Here is a 22592-nt window from a genome sequence, read left to right on the forward strand (position 1 = left end):
TCACGTAACGCCGAGACTATCCAGCAACCCCGTATTATCGTGAACCATCTTCGCGAGCAGGCTCGCTCCCACAAAGTATCCCTAGCGCGGCACTACCGGCTTGCGGGTCGGCTTTTGGCTTTTTCCGCCCTTAGCTGCTTCGTGACGCTCTTTGGCAGCCTGTTTGTTACGAGCGAATGCGGCGGCCTTGGCCTGCTCACGCTTGTCCCACGGGTTGCCGCCATCGCTGGCACGCGGCGGCAGGCCGGTATGCTGGGTCAGGATTTTGGTGGTCTTCTCCCCTGCTACCTTATGGCTGCCAGCAGGCGTCGAGTTTTTGCGACGCGCACTCTGGTAGCTGTCAGTCGCAGGCTGGTGCAACGGGATCAGTTGATCCTTGCCCGAACCGATCAGGTCGGCGCGACCCATACGGGTCAACGCTTCACGCAGCATTGGCCAGCCTTTCGGGTCGTGGTAACGCAAGAACGCCTTGTGCAGACGGCGCTGCTCTTCGCTCTTGACGATGGTCACCGAGTCACTCTTGTACGTAACCTTGCGCAGCGGGTTCTTGCCCGAGTGATACATCGCGGTGGCAGTGGCCATCGGCGACGGGTAGAACGCCTGGACCTGGTCGGCACGGAAACCGTTGGTCTTGAGCCAGATCGCCAGGTTCATCATGTCTTCGTCTTTGGTGCCCGGGTGAGCCGCAATGAAGTACGGAATCAGGTACTGCTCTTTGCCCGCTTCCTTGGTGTACTTCTCGAACATGCGCTTGAACTTGTCATAGCTGCCAATGCCCGGCTTCATCATCTGGTTGAGCGGACCTTCCTCGGTGTGTTCCGGGGCGATCTTCAAGTAACCACCAACGTGGTGGGTGACCAGTTCTTTAACGTATTCCGGAGACTCGACCGCAAGGTCGTAGCGCAGACCGGAAGCGATCAGGATCTTTTTCACGCCCGGCAAGGCACGGGCACTGCGGTACAGCTGAATCAGCGACGAGTGGTCGGTATTCAGGTTCGGGCAAATACCCGGGAACACACAGGACGGCTTGCGGCACGCGGATTCGATTTCCGGCGTTTTGCAGGCAATGCGGTACATGTTCGCGGTCGGGCCACCGAGGTCGGAAATAACACCGGTAAAGCCAGGCACCTTGTCGCGGATCTCTTCGATCTCACGAATGATCGACTCTTCGGAGCGGTTCTGGATGATCCGGCCTTCGTGCTCGGTGATCGAGCAGAAGGTGCAGCCGCCGAAGCAGCCACGCATGATGTTCACCGAGAAGCGAATCATGTCGTAGGCAGGGATCTTTTCCTTACCGTACGCAGGATGCGGGATACGTGCGTATGGCATGCCAAACACGTAGTCCATTTCTTCGGTGGTCATCGGGATCGGTGGCGGGTTGAACCACACATCCACTTCGCCGTGTTTCTGTACCAGCGCGCGGGCGTTGCCCGGGTTGGTTTCAAGGTGCAAAACGCGGTTGGCGTGAGCGTACAGAACCGAGTCGCCACGTACTTTCTCAACCGATGGCAAGCGGATAACCGTCTTGTCGCGGGTCATGCGCGGGCTGGCCAGGATCTCCACGACCTTGGCTTCATTCGGGTCTTCAACCGGACCTTTTTCCTGCTCGATGGCGCAGGCCTGGGTGTCCTGGGTGTTCACATACGGGTTAATGATCTTGTCGATCTTGCCCGGACGGTCGATACGCGTGGAGTCGACTTCGTACCAGTCTTTTGGCGTATCGCGACGGATGAACGCGGTACCGCGAACATCGGTGATGTCTTCGATCTTGTGACCGTAGGACAGACGCTGGGCCACTTCAACAATGGCGCGCTCGGCGTTGCCGTACAGCAGAATGTCGGCGCAGGCGTCGATCAGGATCGAGTTGCGGACGCGGTCCTGCCAGTAGTCGTAATGCGCAATACGGCGCAGGGACGCTTCGATGCCGCCCAGTACAATCGGCACATTCTTGTAGGCTTCCTTGCAGCGCTGGCTGTAGACCAGACTGGCGCGATCCGGACGTTTGCCAGCCAGGCCACCAGGGGTGTAGGCGTCATCGGAACGAATCTTTTTGTCTGCGGTGTAACGGTTGATCATCGAGTCCATGTTGCCGGCTGCAACACCGAAGAACAGGTTCGGCTCGCCCAGCTTCATGAAATCGTCTTTTGACTGCCAGTTCGGCTGGGCAATGATGCCCACGCGAAAGCCCTGGGACTCCAGCAGGCGACCGATGATGGCCATGCCGAACGACGGGTGATCGACATAGGCATCACCGGTGACGATGATGATGTCGCATGAATCCCAGCCAAGCTGATCCATCTCCTCCCTGCTCATAGGCAGGAATGGCGCTGGACCGAAACATTCGGCCCAGTACTTCGGATAGTCAAATAGAGGCTTGGCTGCTTGCATGTCGATGACCGGTGTTGAGTACAGAAAATTGGGGCGCGTCATTTACTAAGAAATTCGCGGGCGCGGAATATAGCACAAAAAATGATCAATTCCGACGGCGATGGTCGGAATTGATTGGCGCACGTCGATTACCTGTGGGAGCCAGCCTTCTGGCGATGGCATCATCACGGTGTGCCTGAAACGCCTCACCGCTTGAATGGCGGGCAAGCCCGCTCCCACAGAGAAGCGCCGGGTGCTTAATCGTCGTCGAAGTTGTAACTGCCTGGCGCCAGGTTTTCGAAGCGGGTGTACTTGCCGATAAACGCCAGGCGCGTGGTGCCGATAGGGCCGTTACGCTGCTTGCCGATAATGATCTCGGCAATGCCCTTGTGCTCGGTCTCGGGGTGGTACACCTCGTCGCGGTACACGAACATGATGACGTCAGCATCCTGCTCGATGGCTCCGGATTCACGCAAGTCGGAGTTGATCGGGCGCTTGTTGGGCCGCTGCTCAAGGGAACGGTTGAGCTGCGACAACGCCACTACCGGGCAATTGAATTCCTTGGCCAGGGCCTTGAGGGATCGCGAAATCTCGGAAATCTCGTTGGTACGGTTGTCACCGCCCGAACCCGGGATCTGCATCAATTGCAGGTAGTCGATCATGATCAGGCCGATATCGCCGTGCTCACGTACCAGTCGTCGGGTACGGGCGCGCATTTCCGATGGGCTGATGCCCGCCGTGTCGTCGATAAACAGCTTGCGGTCATTGAGCAGATTGACCGCCGACGTCAGGCGTGGCCAATCGTCGTCTTCGAGGCGACCGGCACGGACCTTGGTCTGGTCGATGCGCCCCAACGAGGACAACATACGCATGATCAGCGATTCGCCTGGCATCTCGAGGGAGTAAACCAGTACCGCTTTTTCGCTGCGCAAAACCGCATTCTCGACGAGGTTCATCGCAAAGGTGGTTTTACCCATCGATGGACGACCCGCAACGATGATCAGGTCCGATGGCTGCAAGCCGCTGGTCATACCATCAAGGTCGGTGTAGCCGGTAGACAGGCCAGTGATGGCGTTGTCGGTATTGAACAGGGTGTCGATACGGTCGATGGCCTTGGTCAACAGATCGTTAACGCTGACCGGGCCGCCGGTTTTTGGCCGGGCCTCGGCAATCGCAAAGATCTGGCGCTCGGCCTCATCGAGAATTTCGGCAGCATTGCGACCTTCGGGGTTGAAGGCGCTGTCGGCGATCTCGGTGCTGATGCCGATCAACTGACGCAAGGTGGCGCGCTCGCGAACGATCTGCGCATAGGCCTTGATGTTGGCGACCGACGGCGTGTTTTTTGCCAGTTCACCCAGGTAACCCAGCCCGCCGACTTGCGAGGTCTGACCTTCCTTGTCCAATTGCTCGGCAAGGGTCACGACGTCAATCGGGGAGTTTTGGTCCGCCAGTTTGGCGATGGCCCGGAAGATCAGGCGGTGGTCATGTCGATAGAAATCGCCGTCCGAAACCTGATCCAGCACGCGTTCCCAGGCGTTGTTATCCAGCATCAAACCACCGAGCACAGCCTGTTCGGCCTCGATGGAATGCGGAGGCACCTTCAGGGCTGCGGTTTGTAGATCGTATTGCTCAGGAGCGGAGATATCGTTCATGGCCACTTGAGTTGTTTATAAAAGCAGGGGGTTTGAAAATCAGAAACTGCAGAAAGACAAAGGGCACGACCTGTAAACAGGATCGTGCCCGATGTTAACCGTCCAGCACACAAGGTGCCAGTCAGTTAAGACTGCTTAAGCAGCTACCACAACAACGCGTACGGTTGCTTCAACTTCGGCGTGCAGGTGCACAGCCACGTCGAATTCGCCAACGTTGCGGATAGTGCCGTTCGGCAGACGAACTTCGCTTTTAGCAACTTCAACGCCAGAGGCGGTCAGTGCATCAGCGATGTCGTGAGTACCGATCGAACCGAACAGCTTGCCTTCGTCGCCAGCGGTGGCAGTGATAGTCACTTCCAGCTCAGCCAGTTGGGCAGCGCGTGTTTCAGCCGAAGCTTTTTTGTCTGCAGCAGCTTGTTCCAGCTCAGCACGACGCTCTTCAAACGCAGCCAGGTTGGCAGCGGTTGCAGCGGTAGCTTTGCCGTACGGCAGCAGGTAGTTACGACCGTAACCGGCCTTAACATTTACTTTGTCGCCCAGGTTGCCCAGGTTCGCGACTTTTTCCAGAAGGATCAGTTGCATGTGAAAATCCTCTTAACTTTTAACCTTCACCGTCCGCAGAGTCTTTATCGGCACTTTTCGGTGCCAGACGTCCGCGAAAATCAATCAGGCTGTCGACAATGGCCAAAACCACGAGCAACGGATAGATCAGCTGCATAAACAGCAACAGCGTGACGTACAACCCCACCAGCCAAAACCTGGCCAGTCGCTTTTGCGCCACCAGCCCATGAATCAGGGCTAGCCCGGCGAAGAACAACGCTACGCTGCACAACGGCGTGAGCATGGCCATTTCAGGACCGAAGTTCGGTCCTACAAGCATGCACGCCAGCAATACGAGCGCTGGTCCCAGCGGTAGGCGGATGCTGCGAAACTCGCTCGCAAAACCGCCCGGGTTGTACAACAACGCCTGCCAATAACGCCCAAGCATCAGGCTAAGCACGCTGACGACCTGCATCAAAGCTGCAATCAGTCCGGTGAGGACGGGTGCAATCAGTGCTCCAAGGCGCGCTCGCTCTACGTCAGATAACTTGTCGTAGAGACCATTGAGGACCTGCGGCAGAAGTTTTTCCAACTCCTGCGCCATCGCACCAATGGGTTCGCGGAAAACCGTACCCAGGATCACGCCATACACCACACCCAGCGCTACGCTGACCAGCAGCACGCGGTTCCAGGACTGGCCGGCGCGTAACATCAACGCCAACCCCAGAGTTCCCAGCAGCACCATAAGGGTGCGAGGTTCTCCAATAAACCACCAGACTAAAGCCGGCAGTAAAGCCCATGAGAGGATGCTCAAGGCATCTCTCGGACCGCGCCGCAGGAGCACAAGGCAACCTGCAGCAGCACTCAACCAGAACAAGAACGGCAATGCCGCACATCCGGCCACGATTAACGTGGCCTGCACACGGCCTCGCATGATGAACTCAGCTAAGGCGCGCATGCTTTCAATCCTTTACTACTTGTCGACTGCCCGGTCTCAGCGGCCGTGGCTGTCGGTGTAGGCCAGCAGGGCCAGGAAGCGGGCGCGCTTGATAGCGGTGGCCAGCTGACGCTGATAACGAGCTTTAGTACCGGTGATGCGGCTTGGAACAATTTTGCCGGTCTCGGATACGTAAGCTTTCAGAGTGTTGAGATCCTTGTAATCGATCTCTTTCACTTCTTCTGCTGTGAAGCGGCAGAATTTACGACGACGGAAGAAACGTGCCATGTAATTGGCTCCTCAAAAGGTCCGTGGATTACTCGTCAGCGTTATCGCTGGCGTCGCTGTTATCGCTGTCATCGCCATCGGCGCTGTCAGAATGCTCAGGACGGTCACGACGCTCACGGCGCTCACTGCGGTTCTCTTCAGCCTTGAGCATCTCGGACTGGCCAGTTACGGCTTCGTCGCGACGGATGACCAGGTTACGGATCACAGCATCGTTGTAACGGAAGTTGTCTTCCAGCTCAGCCAGGGCTTTGCCAGTGCACTCAACGTTCAGCATCACGTAGTGAGCCTTGTGAACATTGTTGATTGCGTAGGCCAGTTGACGACGGCCCCAATCTTCCAGACGGTGGATTTTGCCGCCGTCTTCTTCGATCAGCTTGGTGTAACGCTCTACCATGCCGCCGACTTGTTCGCTTTGATCCGGGTGGACCAAAAAGATGATTTCGTAATGACGCATGAATGCTCCTTACGGGTTGTAGCCTGCCGCTAACTAAAAAGCGGTCAGACAAGGAGTGAATGACACTTGTGTGTCTTGCCTAGAGAGGCACATATGCGCCCGCCATGACGGCAAGGGGCGCAATTGTAGAGAAGGGACAACAGAGGCGCAAGGCAATTGGCGATTATTTGAACAATCCCGACCACCTACATACAAATACAACTGTGGGAGCCAGCCTGCTGGCGAAGCATCCAACGCAGCCTGCCAGACAGACCGTATCGATACCTTCGCCAGCAGGCTGGCTCCCACAGGGGATGTTGCTTACTTCTTCTTGGAAGAAGTCTTGGCTTTGACGCTGCGCTGACGCAAGGCTTCGAACAGGCATACGCCCGTCGCTACCGAAACGTTCAGGCTGCTGACACTGCCCGCCATCGGCAGGCGTACCAGGTAATCGCAATGCTCACGCGTCAGGCGACGCATGCCTTTGCCTTCAGCACCCATAATCAGGATGGTCGGGCCAGTCAGGTCTTGCTCGTACAGCTCCTGCTCGGCTTCGCCGGCAGTACCAACGATCCACAGGCCGCGCTGCTGAAGCTTTTTCAGAGTGGCCGCAAGGTTGGTAACGGCAACCAACGGAATCACTTCAGCTGCGCCACAGGCTACTTTTCGCACTGTTGGCGTCAAGGTTGCAGACTTGTCCTTCGGCACGATAACTGCCAAGGCGCCGGCAGCATCAGCGGTACGCAGGCAAGCACCCAGGTTGTGCGGATCGGTCACACCGTCCAGCACCAGAATCAGCGGAGCACCTTCGGTGCGGTCCAGCAATTCGTTGAGCATGGCCTCGCCCCAGACCTGGCTCGGGCTTACGTCAGCCACAACACCCTGGTGCACGCCCTCAACCCAAACATCCATCTCGCGACGCTCGGCGTTACCCACCGGCACCCGGCTTTCATCAGCCAATGCGATCAGGGTCTGAACGCGAGGATCGCTACGACCCTCGGCCAACCACACTTGCTTTACGCGCTTGGGATGATGACGAAGCAACGCTTCTACGGCGTGGATACCGTAGATTTTTTCCAACTGACTCATGACTTGGCCTTAGGTTTGCGCGACCCGCCGCTTTTGGCAGCAGGAGCGGCGCCCGATTTTGGCGGGCCTTTACGATGTTTACTCGGTTTTGAAGGCTTGCCTGCATCTTTAGCAGGTGCTGCCCTACCCGACTTTCCCGGCTCCGATGTCCGACCGCCGCTCTTCGATTCGGCCAACAGCGCCTGTTTCAATTCGCGACTTTTGCGCAGCTCGGCATTTTTTGCGGCAGCATCGCCAGGGCGATAGGCATCGTCGGTCGTTTTTTTGACGGCCTTGGCCGGAGCACTGCGTCGTGCAGCAGGTGCTGGCTCGACCGGCTTTTCAGTGGCCTTGGTGCCCGACTTGCCAGCATTTTTGGCTTTTGGCGCGTCAGTAGTGCGATTTTTACGACCAATCGGTGCACTGAGGGTTTTTTCCGCCATTTCGAAGTCGATTTTGCGCTCGTCGAGATCGACGCGCATAACTCGTACTTCAACGGTGTCGCCCAAGCGGAAGCTGCGACCGGTGCGTTCGCCCGCCAGGCGGTGATGCACAGGATCGAAATGGTAGTAGTCACCCGGCAAGGCGGTCACGTGGACCAGACCTTCGACATAGATGTCGGTCAACTCCACGAACAGGCCGAAACCGGTCACCGCCGTCACCACGCCCGGGAACGACTCGCCGACACGATCCTTCATGAACTCGCACTTGAGCCAGTTGGTCACATCACGCGTGGCTTCGTCAGCACGGCGCTCGCTCATCGAGCACTGCTCGCCGAGCTGCTCCAGAATCGCTTCGTCGTACGGATAGATACGCGCTTTCGGAATGGTCATCGCGCCAGCACGGCGAACGTGCGGGGTATCCATTTTGGAATGGATCACGCTGCGAATTGCACGGTGCGTCAACAGATCCGGGTAACGGCGGATCGGCGAAGTGAAGTGGGTGTAGGCTTCATAGTTCAGGCCGAAGTGGCCCTGGTTATCAGCGCTGTACACCGCTTGACTCAACGAACGCAGCATCACGGTCTGAATCAGGTGGAAGTCAGGACGATCCTTGATGGTTTCAAGCAGCGCCTGGTAATCCTTAGGCGATGGACCATCCTTGCCTTTGTGCAGGCTCAGGCCCAGCTCACCCAGGAAGGCACGCAGTTTTTCCAGGCGCTCCGGCGGCGGACCATCATGAACGCGGTACAACGCAGGAATTTCGTGCTTCTTGAGGAATTCAGCAGTGGCCACGTTGGCTGCCAGCATGCACTCTTCGATCAGCTTGTGTGCGTCGTTACGAGTAGTTGGACGAATTTCAGCGATTTTGCGCTCGGTACCGAAGATAATCCGGGTTTCCTGCGTTTCAAAATCAATCGCGCCACGGGTATGACGAGCGGCCAGCAACACTTTGTACAGCGAGTAAAGCTGCTTGAGGTGCGGCACCACATCAGCGTATTCGCTGCGCAGCTGCTTGGCTTCGGTGGTTTTCGGCTGCTCCAGAATGGTGCTGACCTTGTTATAGGTCAGACGCGCCTGGGAGTGAATCACCGCCTCATAGAACTGATAGTCAGTCATTTCGCCGGTTTTGGAGATGGTCATCTCGCAAACCATGGCCAAACGGTCGACTTTCGGGTTCAGGGAGCATAGACCGTTGGACAGCTGCTCAGGCAGCATCGGGATCACACGCTCAGGGAAGTACACCGAGTTACCGCGAACCTGCGCTTCGGTATCCAGAGCCGAACCGATTTTCACATAGCTGGAAACGTCGGCAATCGCCACGTACAACTTCCAGCCACCGGAGAACAGGCGCAGCTTGCCTGGCTTGGCTTCGCAGAAAACCGCGTCATCGAAGTCGCGAGCATCTTCGCCATCAATGGTGACGAACGGCAGATGACGCAGGTCGATGCGCTTCTCTTTGTCTTTTTCTTCGACTTCCGGCTTCAACCGGGCCGCTTCCTTAAGGACGCCTTCAGGCCAGACGTGCGGAATGTCGTAAGTGCGCAGGGCAATGTCGATTTCCATACCCGGGGCCATGTAGTTGCCTACGACCTCAAGCACATCACCTTGCGGCTGGAAGCGCGGCGTCGGCCAGTGAGTGATCTTCACTTCGACGAACTGGCCAATTTTTGCGCCAGCATTGCGACCCGGCGTCACCAGCACTTCCTGCTGGATCTTTGGGTTGTCGGCCACGACAAAGCCAATGCCGCCTTCTTCGAAGTAACGACCCACGATGGTTTCGTGAGCACGCGAGACCACTTCGACGATCACGCCTTCACGGCGACCACGGCGGTCCAGCCCCGAAACACGGGCCAGCGCACGGTCGCCATCGAACACCAGCCGCATTTGCGACGGGCTCATGAACAGGTCGTCACTACCATCATCCGGGATCAGGAAGCCGAAGCCATCACGGTGACCACTGATGCGGCCGAGAATCAGGTCGAGCTTGTCCACCGGTGCATAAGTGCCACGACGGGTGTAAATCAGCTGGGCATCGCGTTCCATCGCACGCAGGCGACGGCGCAAGGCCTCGATTTGGTCTTCTGTAGTCAGACCGAACTCTTCCACTAACTGTTCGCGAGCAGCAGGCGAGCCACGCTCGGCCAGATGCTTAAGGATCAGTTCGCGGCTAGGGATAGGGTTTTCGTATTTTTCCGCTTCACGTGCGGCCTCGGGATCGAGGGTCTGCCAATCGGCCATTAGATAGTTTTCACCTTGTCTATATGCGGGTTAGTTTGGCATACGCGTATTGAAACGGGAAATTTCAGGCACACACTGGGCCTTAATAGTCCTTTCTGACGCGCTTTAACGCTACCAACCAACCGTTCGCGAAAAATTTTCAATATTTTTAATCACAACGCTTTACAGGTCAAAGGGTCATCCGTATAGTGCGCGCCATCGACAACGGCAACGTTGAAGATGCTGCCCAGATGGTGAAATTGGTAGACACGCCAGCTTCAGGTGCTGGTGATCGCAAGGTCGTGGAAGTTCGAGTCTTCTTCTGGGCACCAATTTAGAGATTCAGAGTAGTACAACTCTGAGCCTCACACAAAAACCCGCGAAAGCGGGTTTTTGCATTTAAGAACTTCATAAGCCCCTGATTTAATAAAACTAAAACAGGGGTTTACAGATTCAAAAGCGCTCCGTATAGTGCGCCACATCAACAGCGGCAACGTTGCTGATACTGCCCAGATGGTGAAATTGGTAGACACGCCAGCTTCAGGTGCTGGTGACCGCAAGGTCGTGGAAGTTCGAGTCTTCTTCTGGGCACCAATTCAGGTTTACAGATTCATTCTGTATAACCACTCAAAAAGCCCGCGAAAGCGGGCTTTTTAGTTTCCGGGATTCGTTTCCCTCTCCCCCAAGGTTTTTTATCAGCGATCCCAAGGTCGTATTTGATAATTAATCTCATCCGCATTAATATCCGACCACCTTCAGATCGCTAGCGCGTCCACCTGGATTCTCGTGCCCGATACCAACGACAGGCTCCAGCTCTACCTCACGCATCGCCTTGCCCTGGTCGATTACGCCGCACCTATCGTGGGCTGTCGAGCCAAGGCCGAAGACGTGGTTCAAGACGCCTGGCTGCGCTTCAGCCAGGGCGCGGACAACCTCATGCCGTTGACACAGCCCGTCGGCTACCTTTATCGCATCGTGCGCAATCTGGCGTTTGACCTCAATCGCCGGGCGACCCTTGAAAACCGCCACACCAGTCGCAGTGAATCACTGGACGAGCACATTTCCAGCACCCCATCACCCGAACAGCAAGCCCTGCATCTGGACGAACTGCGCAAATTGCAACATGCTTTGTCGCGCCTGCCAGAGCGTACGCGACAGGCATTTGTGCTGCATCGACTGAAAGGTCTCACGTTCCAGCAAATCGGCACACAACTTGGAATCTCCGTGAGCCTGGCCCACCAATTGGTCCGCGACGCCCTGACCTACTGCGCGGAACAACTGAGTAATGACTGACAATCCGAACCCGATCTGGGAAACCGCGCTGGACTGGCTGTTGCTGATCCAGGAGAACCCCCACGATCCCGAGCTGACCGAACGCCTGAATAACTGGCGAGCCAGCGCCCCCGAACATGACGCGGCTTACCGCAAGGCGCTCAAGGTATGGAGCCTGAGCGGCGAAGCCCTGACCCTGCCGGCTGAGGCCGCGCCAGCCCCACGGGCTTCACGCCCTCCCCCGCGCCTGAACCGGCGCAAACGCGCACTGGTCGGTGCTGCCGTGGCCGCGAGTGCCTTGCTGATGTGGGGCCCCGACTGGCAAGCAATGCAAGCCGACTACCGCAGCCCTGCCGCCGAACACCGCACCGTCGCGCTCAGCGATGGCAGCCAGATGCTCCTCGACAGCAACACCCTTGCCGACATTCAGTTCAACCCCGAACAACGCGAAGTCACATTGCTGCGCGGCCAGGCATTTTTCTCGGTGAAGCCGGATGCCGATCGCGCCTTTTATGTGAACGCCGGTGATGTACGCGTTCGAGTCACCGGAACCGCATTTGCCGTAAGCCTGGGCGACAACGGCGTCGACGTCAGCGTCGAGAGCGGTACGGTTGCCGTGCAAACACCCCAGGCGTCCGCTTCGGCCATGCACCTGTTGGGCCACGGCGATCAACTGCACTTCACCGCTAACGACCGGCATACCCGTATCGTGCAATTGCCCATTGAGGAAATCGCACCCTGGCGCCAGTGGCAACTGGTGGCCGTCGATCAGTCCATCGACGACGTAATCATGCAGTTACGCCGCTATCAGCCCGGTCTGATTTTGCTGACGGACAAGGCACTGGGCCAACGCCGCATCACCGCCGCCCTGAACCTGCGCGACCCCAAAAGCGCATTGCAGGCCGCCATTGCTCCACTGGGCGGACGCCTGCATGACAGCGTGCCGTACACCCTGATTGTCTCGGCAAAGCCCTAAGCTCTGATCGCCTTCGCAGCAGCCCTGAAGTGGGAGCGAGTCTTTATCTGTCTTCGAGAGCACGCTCTCCCTCACGATTGAAGTCATGTAAACCCTGAGCAATTGGCACATCGCTCTCAGCCAGCCGAAACTTTTTTCAATTATTTCTGGAAATCCGTTTAGCCCGAGAGTCTTTACCTACGAACGTCACTGATAAAGATTCGCATTAGTGACTATGACGTTTTATTTCGTAGGTCACTTCATGCCTTCTTTGCGTTTGCAATGCGTCAGCCTCCCCCGTTGCCGATCGCTGTCCATCATCCTGCTGCTTGGGTTGCCAGCAATGGTCATCGGCGCCAGCCCTGTGTCTGCCGCACAAACAAAACAGCAACAGCTGCATTTCCAGATCCCGTCCCAGCCACTGGCCAATGCCCTGATTGCGTTTTCCCGGCAGTCGGGCTGGCAGGTCAGCGCGGAAAGCGCATTGCTCACTGGCTTGAGTGGCTCATCCGTCGAAGGCGGCATGAGCCCTGAGAAAGCCCTGGCCCGCCTGCTACGCGGCAGCGGCTTGCAATGGGAGGCCACCTCCGCCGACAGCGCCTCCATCCTGCCGCCCACTGAAAGTGATGTGCTGCTGATCAAAAGCACGCCCATCACTGCCATGGCCCCAGTGTTTCAAGGCGAACAGACCATTGACCGGCACATGATAGAAAGCCTGCCTTCAGGCAATGGCGATATCACCAGCCTTCTACGCACCAACCCCAATGTACAGTTCGATAACAACCAGCAGAGCAGTAAAACCCCGGGGGAAATTGCGCCTGCCACTATCAGCATCAACGGAGCAAGGCCCTGGCAAAACCTGTTTATCGTTGACGGCATGAGCATGAACAACGACCTGGACCCCGGGGGTACCAACGATGACTTCGATGAAATGCCGGGCCGCAGTCAGGGGCTGGCACTGGATACCGACCTGCTGGAGGACATCAAGGTTTACGACAGCAACGTGCCCGTGGAATTTGGCGGCTTTAACGGCGGCGTGGTCCAGGCCAATACCCGCGACCCCAGGACGGACTTCCACGGCAAGCTCTCAGTACAGATGTCACGCTCCGAGTGGACCCGCTATCACCTGAATGAAGATGATCCGGACCTCGAAAATTTCAAAGCCGGGTTTGGCAACAGTAGCCAGCCCGACTTTAAAAAATTCATCACCCGCGCCACCCTCGAAGGGCACCTGAGCGAAAACTTCGGTTTGATGGGCAGCTTTTCACGCAAGGACTCGACGATGCCCACCCGCGTGTTTGCCGTGTCCAACCAGACGGATACCGCCAACATGACTGAGGTACAGACCCGGCGTATCGACAACTACTTTCTCAAGGCTGTCTGGCAGGTTAACGAGGACTGGAAGCTGGACGTGAGCCTGACCCACGCCCCGGAAACTGCAAAAACATTTGGCCCCAGCGCCATTTTCTCAGCCCGCGAAATGGAGGCCGGCGGCGATAGCCTCAGTACACGGCTGGTGTGGAATGCTCCAATGGCCCGGGTTGAGCAAAACCTGAGCTGGAGCAAACTGAACACGTCCCGCTATTCCGACAGCGACTACATGATTTTTTGGCGCACCTCCACGACCAAAAACTGGAGCACCTCGGGGGCGGCTACCGAGGGCGGCTTTGGTGATCTAGAAGAAACCCAGAAAAGCCTGGCTTACAAGCTCAAGGCCGACTGGAACAGCTTCAACTGGCTAGGCGTCAACCATGCCTTGCAAACCGGCCTGGAGCTGTCACAAAACACCGCCAGCTATGAGCGCAACACACCCTACAACAGCTACACCGTCGCCGAGGCAAGCTCTTGCGCGGGCAATGACCCCTTCTGTTCGATGGGTCCTGTCCTCAATGAAGGCTGGGACGGCCAGTACGCCAAAAAGAGGACCCTGAGCCAGGGTAAAACCAGCTTCGACACCCGCACCTGGGCTTTGTACCTGCAAGACGAAATGCGCTACAAACGCCTGACCGTGAGGCCCGGCGTGCGGATCGACGGTGATGACTACATGAAACAAACCACCGTGGCACCGCGGCTGGCGATTGAGCTGGACGTCTTCGGCGACAGCAAAACCCGCATCACCGGCGGCGCCAACCGCTACTACGGACGCAACCTGTACACCTACCGCCTGCGTGACGGTGTAGCGGCCATGGGCACCGAATACACCCGTGCCGGCCAGACTTCCGATTGGGTATTGAACAAGCGAGTGGCCAACGACAGTAAATTCAACCAGCTCAAAGTGCCTTACGACGACGAACTGACCTTGGGCCTGAGCCATGTGCAATGGAACACCGAGTTCGCCGTCAAATACGTAAAACGCATGGGCCGCGAGCAAGTCAGCCGCGCCTGGGGCTCGCAAATCGGCGAACCGTCCGAAGACATCGGCACCTTGGCGACCAATTACTACACCTACTACAACGGCGGCAAAAGCGACGCCGACATCTACACCTTGACCATCACCCCGCTGCAAGCCTTTACCCTGGGCAGCACCCGCACCTCAGGCCAGTTCGCCATGGACTGGAGCAAAATCCACAACACCGGGCTGTCGAGCTACACCGCCAATATTGGCGCCACCTACGTCGAAGACCCAACGATCCAGTACGACGGCAAATTCATGAAGTACTCCGACATGCCAGCGGCCAACTACAACCGCCCGTGGACTGCGCGCCTGACCACCGTCACCGAAATCGAGCCGCTGCATATCACCTGGAGCAACTTTTTGCGTTATCGCGACGGCTATCGCCGCATCGCCGCCACGGGCAAGAAAATCCAGCACGAGGGCAAGGACGCTTATATCTGGGCAGAAACCCCGTTTTCCGGGGCGCTGACCTGGGACACACGCGTGGCCTGGGAGCTGCCCACCGCCAAGGATCAGGCCGTTTTCGTCAACCTCGACGTGACCAACCTGCTGGACAAAAAGATCGTCGGCGCCACCGAAACCAGTGGCTTGGCCACCTATGAAGTCGGTCGTCAATTCATGCTGGAAGTGGGATACAAATTTTGAAGCGCATGACTTTCTGCATCAGTCTGGCCACAGCTTTGAGCGCGGCTGCGGCAACCGCCTGCGATCAAAAGGCTGCCGATTACCCGACCTGCATCGCCCAGCAGTACCGCCAGCCCGTCACCCAATGGCCCGCCCCCCAGGTGGATGCCGATGTGAACTGGCAAGAAATGGCCGCCTTGCCCGCCCACGCCCCCGCGCCACCCGAGAACCCGTTCAGCGAAACCAAGGCCGCGCTGGGGGAAAAGCTGTTCAACGACCCCAAATTGTCGCGCTCCGGACAAATCGCCTGCGCGTCATGCCATGAGGCTGATATGGCCTTTGCTGATGGCCGCCGAGTGTCCTTCGGTCACGATCGCCAAAGCGGTCGGCGAAATGCACCAAGCCTGGTAATGAGCGGCTACAGCTCGGCGCTGTTTTGGGATGGTCGGGGCGCCAGCCTTGAACAACAAGCCATGCATCCGATCATCGACCCACTGGAAATGGCCTTCGACATTCCCCAACTGCTGCAACAGCTAAACGCCGACCCGACCTACCGCACAGAGTTTGTCCAGGCATTCGGGCCAGGCCCGATCACCCAGGTGCAGACCGCCCAGGCCCTGGCCACCTTTCAGCGCACACTCGTCAGCGCCACGCGCAATACCCCCTTTGAGCAATTGCTGCGCGGGCGCTCCCAACGCATGAGCGATGAACAGCTTTATGGCCTGCACCTGTTTCGCACCAAGGCGCGCTGCATGAACTGCCACTTTGGCCCGGCGCTAAGCGACGATCAGTTTCATAACCTCGGCCTGACGTACTACGGGCGTAAATATGAAGACCTGGGGCGCTACGAAGTGTCACGTAAACCTGAAGACGTGGGCGCATTCCGCACCCCGTCATTGCGACTGGTGATGAAAACCGCCCCCTGGATGCACAACGGACTGTTCGTCAACATGGAAGGCACGCTGGCGTTCTACAACATGGGCATGCCCCGTCCGCGCCCCAACGCACAACAGGTCGATGATCCGCTGTTTCCACGCACCAGCGACCGGCTTAAGGCCCTGAATATGAACAAGGACGAATTGCGGGCCTTGCGCAGCTTTCTGGACACGCTCTAAACCCTGGGGCAAACACAGTTCGTCGTACTGGCACAATTGGACGCTGGGTCAAGCGCACTTGAGAAACAATATCGTTTATTATTGTTACAAGTTTTGTAGTACCCAGCGAGGAACCCAGCGAATGATGCTCCGAAATACCCGGCTTGCGACATCTCTACTGCGCGGTCTGACTCTCTCCATCCTAGGTCTTGCACTGACCTCTCCCGCCCACGCTGCCGACCCTGTGTCGCTGACGCTCTACAACGGTCAGCACAAGGAAGTCGGCGACAACCTCGCCAAGGCCTTTGAAGCCAAAACCGGCATTCACGTCAACGTGCGCAAAGGCAGCAGCAACCAGCTGGCCAGTCAGATCATGGAAGAAGGCGACCGCTCGCCTGCGGATGTGTTCTACGCAGAAGAATCGCCACCTCTGAACAACCTGGGCGAGCAAGGTTTTCTGGCCAAGGCCGATGACAGCACGCTGCAAGTGCTGCCCAAGGAATACGTGGCGGCCAACGGCACCTGGATCGGCGTGACGGCACGCACCCGCGTCGTCGCGTTCAATCCCAAGAAGATCAGCGAAGACCAGTTGCCCAAGTCCGTACTGGAATTCGCCGAGCCTCAATGGCAAGGCAAGATCGGCTTTGTACCCACCAGCGGCGCGTTCCAGGAACAGGCCGTTGCAATCATCAAGCTGCACGGGCGAGAAGCTGCTGAAGAATGGCTGACCGGCCTGCGTGCCTTCGGCAAGACCTACACCAACAACATGGTGGCGCTCAAAGCGGTAGAAAACGGTGAAGTGGCCGCAGTTCTGGTCAACAACTACTACTGGTTTGCGTTGCAGCGCGAGAAGGGTCAATTGGACTCCAAACTGTATTACTTCACCGATGGCGATGCGGGCGGCTTGGTGACCGTGTCCAGCGCTGGTGTATTGAAGGCCAGCAAGCATCCCAAAGAAGCCCAGCAATTGCTGGCTTACATGGCCAGTGAAGAAGGCCAGCGCGTGATCACCAACACCACCGCGGAATACCCGATGCGCAAAGGCATGGTGTCCGAGCGCGGCCTCAAGCCATTTGAAGAGCTGCAACCGCCAAAAGTGACGCCTGCCGACTTGGGCAACGCTGAAGAAGCACTCGACCTTGAACGTGATGTAGGCCTGCTCTGATGCTGTCTGGCGCCCAACCTGCACGCTTTACGCCCACCCGCAAAAGACCTTCGATCTGGCTGTTGCTGCCCGTCCTGCTACTGGTGGGCCTGAGCCTGTTGCCGTTGTTGTATGTCGGCACCAAGGCCTGGCAAGCCGGATGGGCTGAAGCGCTGCACCTGTTGTGGCGCCCTTATGTATTTGGCCTGATGCGCAACACGTTGCTGCTGATGGTCGGCGTCACCGTCACCTGCGCGCTGATCGGTCTGTCCCTGGCCTGGCTGCTTGAACGCAGCAACCTGCCCGGCCGGCGCTTGTGGGGCGTGATTCTGTGCCTGCCGTTCGCCGTTCCGGCGTTCGTCAGCAGCTTCACCTGGGTCTCACTGAGCGCAAGCTTTGAGGGCCTTGGCGGCGCGATTCTGGTGATGAGCCTGTCCAAGTACCCGCTGATTTTTCTACCGGTCGCGGCCACCCTGCGCAACCTAGACCCGGCTCTTGAAGAATCGGCCCGCACTCTGGGCCAGAATCGTTGGGGGGTGTTTTACACCATCACTCTGCCACTGCTCTGGCCTTCGCTGCTGGCCGGCTCGCTGCTGATTGCCCTGCATATGCTGGTTGAGTTCGGTGCCCTGTCGATCATTGGCCTGCAAACCTTTACGACGGCGATTTATCAGCAGTTCGAACTGGAATTCAGCAACGCCAATGCGGCGATGCTTTCTGCGGTACTGCTGGTGATGTGCCTGAGCCTGTTATGGCTGGAGCTTAAAGTGCGCGGCAAGGGTCGCCACATTCGCATCGGCCAGGGCGCTGCGCGGCGTGCCGAACAAGTGCGACTGGGCAAATGGTCAGTGCCGGGGCAGTTGTATTGCCTGGCTCTGGCGGTGGTCGGCAGCGGTATTCCTTTGGGCATGCTGGTGTATTGGCTGGTCAAGGGCAGCTCGGCAGCATTCCCGATGGCCGAGATTGGCGAGGCTCTGTTCTCGTCGCTGTCACTGGCGCTGGGCGGGGCTGCGCTGTGCCTGGTGCTGGCCGTACCGGTCGGGTTGCTGGTGGTGCGTTATAAAGGCTCGCTGGCGATCTGGGCGGAACGCCTGCCCTACTTGCTGCATGCGCTGCCGGGGCTGGTGATTGCCTTGGCCCTGGTGTATTTCGCCCTGCATTACGTTCCGGCGCTGTATCAGACATCGGCCTTGCTGCTGATTGCCTATGCGCTGCTGTTTTTGCCGCTGGCGCAGGCGCCAATCCGCACAGCCCTGAACAAGGCTGCCCCGCAGTTGGAAGAAGCCGCACGAACGTTGGGCGCAACGTCGTTCTCGGCCTTTTTCCGTGTGACGCTGCCGATCATCTTCCCGGCCCTGGGTGCGGCATTTGCCTTGGTGTTTCTGGATGCAATGAAAGAACTGACGGCGACTTTGCTGCTGAGCCCGACCGGGCTTAACACCTTGGCGACACAGGTGTGGTCGCATACCTCGAATATAGAGTTTGCAGCGGCGGCACCTTATGCGGCGCTGTTGATTCTAGTCTCGGGGCTACCCGTGTACTTGCTCACCACGAAGATGTATTTGAGCCGCTAAACGCCAAGAGGCTCGTAGCAGTTGCCGAGCCTGCGAGGCTACGTCCGATTGCGAAGCGATCGTAAAACCTGAGCACGCGGTTTAACCGTTACACCGAGCACTCTGACTTTACGACGGCTGCGCCGCCGAACGCAGCCGTCGTCCCTCGGTAGCTGCTACAGGATCATGTTGCTTCTTTACGCCCTGAACTGCCCCAGGCTCGCCTTGAGCTGCGCCGCCAACCCATCCAACACCTTGCCGCTGGCCGTGGTTTGGGTCACCGCCTCGGCCGCACGTTCAGCCTGAGCATGAATCACTTCAACCCGCCCGCGCACCGCATATGCACCTTGTGCCTGGTGCTCTGCCGCCTTGGTGGCCTCGCCGATGGCGGTATGGACCTGCTCAACCGAGGTCTGCACGGTTTTTTGCAACTGCACGCTGCCACGCAGTACCGCCAACCCCTCGTTCGCTTGACGCCCCGCCAGACCAATCGCCGCAACGGCCTCTTTGGCGCCCTGCTGCAACGCCACGATATGCGCCTGAATGTCACCGGTTGAGCTCTGGGTTTTGCTGGCCAGTGCCCGCACCTCATCGGCCACCACAGCAAAACCGCGCCCGGTCTCTCCCGCCCGCGCCGCCTCGATGGCCGCGTTGAGCGCCAGCAAGTTGGTTTGCTCGGCAATGCCATGAATCACGGTCAGGACGACTTCGATCTGTTCGCTTTGTTGTGCCAGTCGCTCAATCACCTTGGCCCCCTCGCCCACCTGCCCCGCCAGCGCCTCGATCAGGCCGCCCACCTTGGCCGAAGTACGGGTGTTTTCATCGGTGGCCTGGCGAATATCGACCACCTGTTTAAGCGCGGCCTGCATGGCCTGACTTTCGGATTGAGCCGCATCCGCCATGGTCGATAGCGCGTGAAGGCTTTGCGCTACTTCATCACGCTGCAACTGCGCGGCAGCATCCGCCCCGGCGTTGCGCAGCGTCATGACGCCGATTTCGACTCCGGTGCGCTGCGCCACATCCCCCGCCTCACGCACGATAGGCTGCAGCTTATCGATAAAGCGATTGACCGCCGCCGCCATATCGCCAATTTCGTCCTTGCTGTTAAGTCCCACGCGCTTGGTCAGATCCCCCTCACCCGCCGCCAGATCATTCAGGGCCGCAATCAGCAGCAGCAACTTGTTGACCACACGCCGCCCCAGCACCACGGCCAGCAACAGCAATACGCCCAGGCCGACAATTGCCAGGCCCATGCCAATACGCCAGCGCAAGGTATCTGCCGCCTCGCGCACGGTTTGCGCGGTGTTTGCCTGCATCTGTGCCGCAGCAGCCTGCGCCGATTCCAGACGCGCACTCAATGCTGCTGAACTGTCGCTCGCAGCGCCCTGCAGGCTTTCGCCGACCAACTGCTCGCTGTTGACAATCAAGGTTGCAAAACGCTTGTCGAGGGCCGCCAGGTCCTGCTCAACAGAGGCGGTAGAAACCCCCATCAATACTTTGCCGATCTCGACCCCATTAGGGTTGATGGAAGCTTCGAGGTAATACACCGACGGGTCGTGGCGTGCGGCGTCCAGAACTTTATCCAGCGCTCGCTCTCCCTTGCCCTTGGCCAAAAGTGCCTGGTTGATCGGGTTATCGCGATTGAGGTAACGCGTCAGATGCTGCCCAGTGGCGTCGTCATACACCACGAACAACACATTGGGATTGCGTTGCGCACGACGGGCGAAATCAGACAGCGTAGGCACGTCACTGTCCCAGATTGCACGCGGCGCCACGGCAGCCAGCAATTGGGCCATGTCGTTGGCCGAGTCCTGCAGGTTCTTTTCCAGCGCTTCGCGCAGTTGCATTTGCTCGTCTTTCAAGCGTGGCTCGAGGCCCGCCGTCAGGCGCTGGCGAGTGCTGCCGGAGAGAGCTTCAAGGTTGCCCTTTACTTCACGCCCGGCCTGTTCCAGTTCTGCAGTGAGCTTTTGACTGTCAGCTCCAAGACGAGTGTCCAGATCAGACTCCAGGGCAGTCACCGTGCTCCGCGTCAGTGCGACAGCCACCAGCACTTGCACCAAAAGAGCGATACCTAGGGTAACGAATACAGGCCGCAGCAGACGGCTTTGTAACAGTGAGAGAACGGCAGACACAGAAAACCCTCCACTTAAGTGCCATTATTTTGATAGCACCCTTATTGGCGGTTATCACAGCAAGGGTCGTGCCGCACACCCGGCAGAAACAACAAAAGGCCCCGAGGGGCCTTTTGTTTTACATCAACAGCGACTTAAGCGAACGGGTGACGCAGAACGATGGTTTCGTTACGGTCCGGGCCAGTCGAGATAATGTCGATCGGCGCGCCGATCAGTGCTTCAACGCGCTTGATGTAAGCACGTGCGTTCTCTGGCAGCTCTTCCAGGGTTTTTGCACCCACGGTCGATTCAGTCCAGCCCGGTACTTCTTCGTACACAGGCTGAAGACCTACGTAGCTGTCAGCATCGGTCGGAGCAATTTCAACACCATTTGCGTCTGTGTAACCGACGCAGATGTTGATGGTTTCCAGACCGTCGAGTACGTCCAGCTTGGTCAGGCAAATGCCCGAAATACTGTTCACATCGATAGCGCGACGCAAGATAACGGCGTCAAACCAGCCACAACGACGAGCACGGCCGGTGGTAGCACCGAACTCGTGACCTTGTTTGGCCAGGTGAGCGCCGACGTCGTCGAACAGCTCAGTCGGGAACGGGCCCGAACCTACGCGAGTGGTGTAAGCCTTGGTGATGCCCAGGATGTAGTCCAGGAACATCGGGCCAACGCCCGAACCGGTCGCAACGCCGCCAGCAGTGGTGTTGGAGCTGGTCACGTACGGATAAGTACCGTGGTCGATGTCCAGCAACGAACCTTGGGCGCCTTCGAACATGATGTCTTTGCCAGCGCGACGCAGGTCGTGCAGCTCGGCAGTCACGTCCAGCATCAGCGGCTTGAGCAGCTCGGCGTATTCCTTGCACTCGGCCAGGGTCTTGTCGAAGTCGATGGCTGGCTCTTTGTAGAAACCCACCAGCATGAAGTTGTGGTAGTCCACCAGTTCACGCAGTTTGGCTTCAAAGCGCGGCATGTTCAGCAGATCGCCAACACGCAGGCCACGACGAGCAACCTTGTCTTCGTAAGCCGGGCCGATGCCACGACCGGTAGTACCGATCTTCAGCTCGCCACGGGCCTTTTCACGCGCCTGGTCCAGCGCAACGTGGAAGGACAGGATCAGCGGGCAGGACGGGCTGATACGCAGGCGCTCGCGCACCGGTACGCCTTTCTCTTCCAGCTTGATGATTTCACGCAGCAGGGCGTCGGGAGCAACCACGACACCGTTGCCGATCAGGCATTGCACGCCTTCGCGCAACACGCCCGACGGAATCAGGTGCAATACGGTTTTTTCGCCGTCGATTACCAGCGTGTGGCCAGCGTTGTGGCCACCTTGGTAACGCACTACAGCGGCAGCATGTTCGGTCAGCAGATCAACGATCTTGCCTTTGCCCTCATCACCCCATTGGGTGCCCAGGACTACGACATTCTTACCCATAACACTTGTCCTCATTCGCGCAAACTTGGTGCCGGCAGCCGCCGGCAGGAAAAC

At 58.1% G+C, this 22592-nt stretch carries 16 protein-coding genes, 2 tRNA genes and 1 pseudogene; 8 read left to right on the top strand and 11 right to left on the bottom strand.

Annotated features, from left to right (window positions below):
• Window positions 1-81: 81 nt before the first annotated feature.
• From RGV06_RS12335 to rnr, 8 genes are all read right to left on the bottom strand, one after another.
• Window positions 82-2388, bottom strand: coding sequence for a YgiQ family radical SAM protein (locus tag RGV06_RS12335; RefSeq protein ID WP_037032431.1), 2307 nt, complete (start codon window positions 2386-2388; stop codon window positions 82-84).
• 236 nt (window positions 2389-2624) lie between these two features.
• The gene (gene dnaB, locus RGV06_RS12340; protein WP_019826218.1) at window positions 2625-4019 is read right to left on the bottom strand and encodes a replicative DNA helicase; all 1395 of its coding nucleotides are present in this window, start codon (window positions 4017-4019) and stop codon (window positions 2625-2627) included.
• 135 nt (window positions 4020-4154) lie between these two features.
• Window positions 4155-4601 carry a 50S ribosomal protein L9 gene (gene rplI / locus RGV06_RS12345; RefSeq protein WP_003439047.1) on the bottom strand — a complete coding sequence of 149 codons (447 nt, stop codon included), beginning with the start codon at window positions 4599-4601 and terminating at the stop codon, window positions 4155-4157.
• Between the two features lie 19 nt (window positions 4602-4620).
• Entirely contained in the window at window positions 4621-5517 is an 897-nt protein-coding gene (locus RGV06_RS12350) for a hypothetical protein (RefSeq protein WP_019826222.1), read from the bottom strand.
• Window positions 5518-5553: 36 nt separating this feature from the next.
• On the bottom strand, window positions 5554-5784 hold the full coding sequence (rpsR, locus tag RGV06_RS12355; RefSeq protein WP_003171373.1) for a 30S ribosomal protein S18: 231 nt from the start codon (window positions 5782-5784) through the stop codon (window positions 5554-5556).
• Between the two features lie 28 nt (window positions 5785-5812).
• Complete coding sequence (gene rpsF / locus RGV06_RS12360; RefSeq protein ID WP_003439045.1) at window positions 5813-6238, bottom strand: 30S ribosomal protein S6; 426 nt, start codon at window positions 6236-6238, stop codon at window positions 5813-5815.
• Between the two features lie 300 nt (window positions 6239-6538).
• Window positions 6539-7306 (bottom strand): 23S rRNA (guanosine(2251)-2'-O)-methyltransferase RlmB, encoded by a 768-nt coding sequence (rlmB, locus tag RGV06_RS12365; protein ID WP_046809179.1) that lies wholly within the window; start codon window positions 7304-7306, stop codon window positions 6539-6541.
• Window positions 7303-9966, bottom strand: coding sequence for a ribonuclease R (gene rnr / locus RGV06_RS12370; RefSeq protein WP_019826227.1), 2664 nt, complete (start codon window positions 9964-9966; stop codon window positions 7303-7305). The genes rlmB and rnr overlap by 4 nt, the downstream gene beginning before the upstream one ends.
• Before the next feature lie 224 nt (window positions 9967-10190).
• Between rnr and RGV06_RS12375 the strand changes: the two genes are divergently transcribed.
• The 8 genes from RGV06_RS12375 (at window position 10191) to RGV06_RS12410 (ending at window position 19003) form a co-directional block, all read left to right on the top strand.
• Window positions 10191-10277: transfer RNA gene (locus RGV06_RS12375), tRNA-Leu, on the top strand.
• A 175-nt stretch (window positions 10278-10452) separates the two neighbouring features.
• A tRNA-Leu gene (locus RGV06_RS12380) sits at window positions 10453-10539 on the top strand.
• Between the two features lie 192 nt (window positions 10540-10731).
• Window positions 10732-11238 carry a sigma-70 family RNA polymerase sigma factor gene (locus tag RGV06_RS12385; RefSeq protein ID WP_019826229.1) on the top strand — a complete coding sequence of 169 codons (507 nt, stop codon included), beginning with the start codon at window positions 10732-10734 and terminating at the stop codon, window positions 11236-11238.
• A complete protein-coding gene (locus RGV06_RS12390; RefSeq protein WP_322150111.1) occupies window positions 11231-12193 on the top strand; it encodes a FecR family protein in 963 nt (320 codons plus the stop codon). Before RGV06_RS12385 ends, RGV06_RS12390 begins: the two co-directional genes overlap by 8 nt.
• A gap of 241 nt (window positions 12194-12434) precedes the next feature.
• On the top strand, window positions 12435-15212 hold the full coding sequence (locus RGV06_RS12395; protein ID WP_322150113.1) for a TonB-dependent receptor: 2778 nt from the start codon (window positions 12435-12437) through the stop codon (window positions 15210-15212).
• 5 nt (window positions 15213-15217) lie between these two features.
• Window positions 15218-16306 carry a cytochrome-c peroxidase gene (locus tag RGV06_RS12400; RefSeq protein ID WP_322151879.1) on the top strand — a complete coding sequence of 363 codons (1089 nt, stop codon included), beginning with the start codon at window positions 15218-15220 and terminating at the stop codon, window positions 16304-16306.
• 121 nt (window positions 16307-16427) lie between these two features.
• A complete protein-coding gene (locus RGV06_RS12405) occupies window positions 16428-17450 on the top strand; it encodes an iron ABC transporter substrate-binding protein (RefSeq protein ID WP_046809177.1) in 1023 nt (340 codons plus the stop codon).
• Window positions 17450-19003, top strand: a complete 1554-nt coding sequence (locus RGV06_RS12410) for an ABC transporter permease (protein WP_019826235.1) — start codon at window positions 17450-17452, stop codon at window positions 19001-19003. The genes RGV06_RS12405 and RGV06_RS12410 overlap by 1 nt, the downstream gene beginning before the upstream one ends.
• A gap of 176 nt (window positions 19004-19179) precedes the next feature.
• Here the strand turns inward: RGV06_RS12410 and RGV06_RS25785 are convergent, their stop codons facing one another.
• The 3 genes and pseudogenes from RGV06_RS25785 to RGV06_RS12420 all read right to left on the bottom strand — a co-directional run bounded on the left by RGV06_RS25785 (window position 19180) and on the right by RGV06_RS12420 (window position 22538).
• Window positions 19180-20064, bottom strand: a complete 885-nt coding sequence (locus RGV06_RS25785) for a methyl-accepting chemotaxis protein (RefSeq protein ID WP_401015696.1) — start codon at window positions 20062-20064, stop codon at window positions 19180-19182.
• Window positions 20065-20085: 21 nt separating this feature from the next.
• Window positions 20086-20829 (bottom strand): annotated as a pseudogene (locus RGV06_RS25790) (methyl-accepting chemotaxis protein); the annotation flags it as partial.
• A 419-nt stretch (window positions 20830-21248) separates the two neighbouring features.
• Window positions 21249-22538, bottom strand: coding sequence for an adenylosuccinate synthase (locus RGV06_RS12420; RefSeq protein ID WP_019826237.1), 1290 nt, complete (start codon window positions 22536-22538; stop codon window positions 21249-21251).
• Window positions 22539-22592: the final 54 nt, after the last annotated feature.

This window comes from Pseudomonas sp. CCI3.1 (genome assembly GCF_034313985.1).
In the GTDB taxonomy this organism is placed as follows: Bacteria; Pseudomonadota; Gammaproteobacteria; order Pseudomonadales; family Pseudomonadaceae; genus Aquipseudomonas; species Aquipseudomonas psychrophila.

What these genes read in the sequence shown, in the direction of transcription:
- RGV06_RS12335 (WP_037032431.1), bottom strand. Translation starts at nt 2,388, where the DNA reads ATGCAAGCAGCCAAGCCTCTATTTGACTATCCGAAGTACTGGGCCGAA.
- dnaB (WP_019826218.1), bottom strand. Translation starts at nt 4,019, where the DNA reads ATGAACGATATCTCCGCTCCTGAGCAATACGATCTACAAACCGCAGCC.
- rplI (WP_003439047.1), bottom strand. Translation starts at nt 4,601, where the DNA reads ATGCAACTGATCCTTCTGGAAAAAGTCGCGAACCTGGGCAACCTGGGC.
- RGV06_RS12350 (WP_019826222.1), bottom strand. Translation starts at nt 5,517, where the DNA reads ATGCGCGCCTTAGCTGAGTTCATCATGCGAGGCCGTGTGCAGGCCACG.
- rpsR (WP_003171373.1), bottom strand. Translation starts at nt 5,784, where the DNA reads ATGGCACGTTTCTTCCGTCGTCGTAAATTCTGCCGCTTCACAGCAGAA.
- rpsF (WP_003439045.1), bottom strand. Translation starts at nt 6,238, where the DNA reads ATGCGTCATTACGAAATCATCTTTTTGGTCCACCCGGATCAAAGCGAA.
- rlmB (WP_046809179.1), bottom strand. Translation starts at nt 7,306, where the DNA reads ATGAGTCAGTTGGAAAAAATCTACGGTATCCACGCCGTAGAAGCGTTG.
- rnr (WP_019826227.1), bottom strand. Translation starts at nt 9,966, where the DNA reads ATGGCCGATTGGCAGACCCTCGATCCCGAGGCCGCACGTGAAGCGGAA.
- RGV06_RS12390 (WP_322150111.1), top strand. Translation starts at nt 11,231, where the DNA reads ATGACTGACAATCCGAACCCGATCTGGGAAACCGCGCTGGACTGGCTG.
- RGV06_RS12395 (WP_322150113.1), top strand. Translation starts at nt 12,435, where the DNA reads ATGCCTTCTTTGCGTTTGCAATGCGTCAGCCTCCCCCGTTGCCGATCG.
- RGV06_RS12400 (WP_322151879.1), top strand. Translation starts at nt 15,218, where the DNA reads ATGACTTTCTGCATCAGTCTGGCCACAGCTTTGAGCGCGGCTGCGGCA.
- RGV06_RS12405 (WP_046809177.1), top strand. Translation starts at nt 16,428, where the DNA reads ATGATGCTCCGAAATACCCGGCTTGCGACATCTCTACTGCGCGGTCTG.
- RGV06_RS12410 (WP_019826235.1), top strand. Translation starts at nt 17,450, where the DNA reads ATGCTGTCTGGCGCCCAACCTGCACGCTTTACGCCCACCCGCAAAAGA.
- RGV06_RS25785 (WP_401015696.1), bottom strand. Translation starts at nt 20,064, where the DNA reads ATGGCGGCGGCGGTCAATCGCTTTATCGATAAGCTGCAGCCTATCGTG.
- RGV06_RS12420 (WP_019826237.1), bottom strand. Translation starts at nt 22,538, where the DNA reads ATGGGTAAGAATGTCGTAGTCCTGGGCACCCAATGGGGTGATGAGGGC.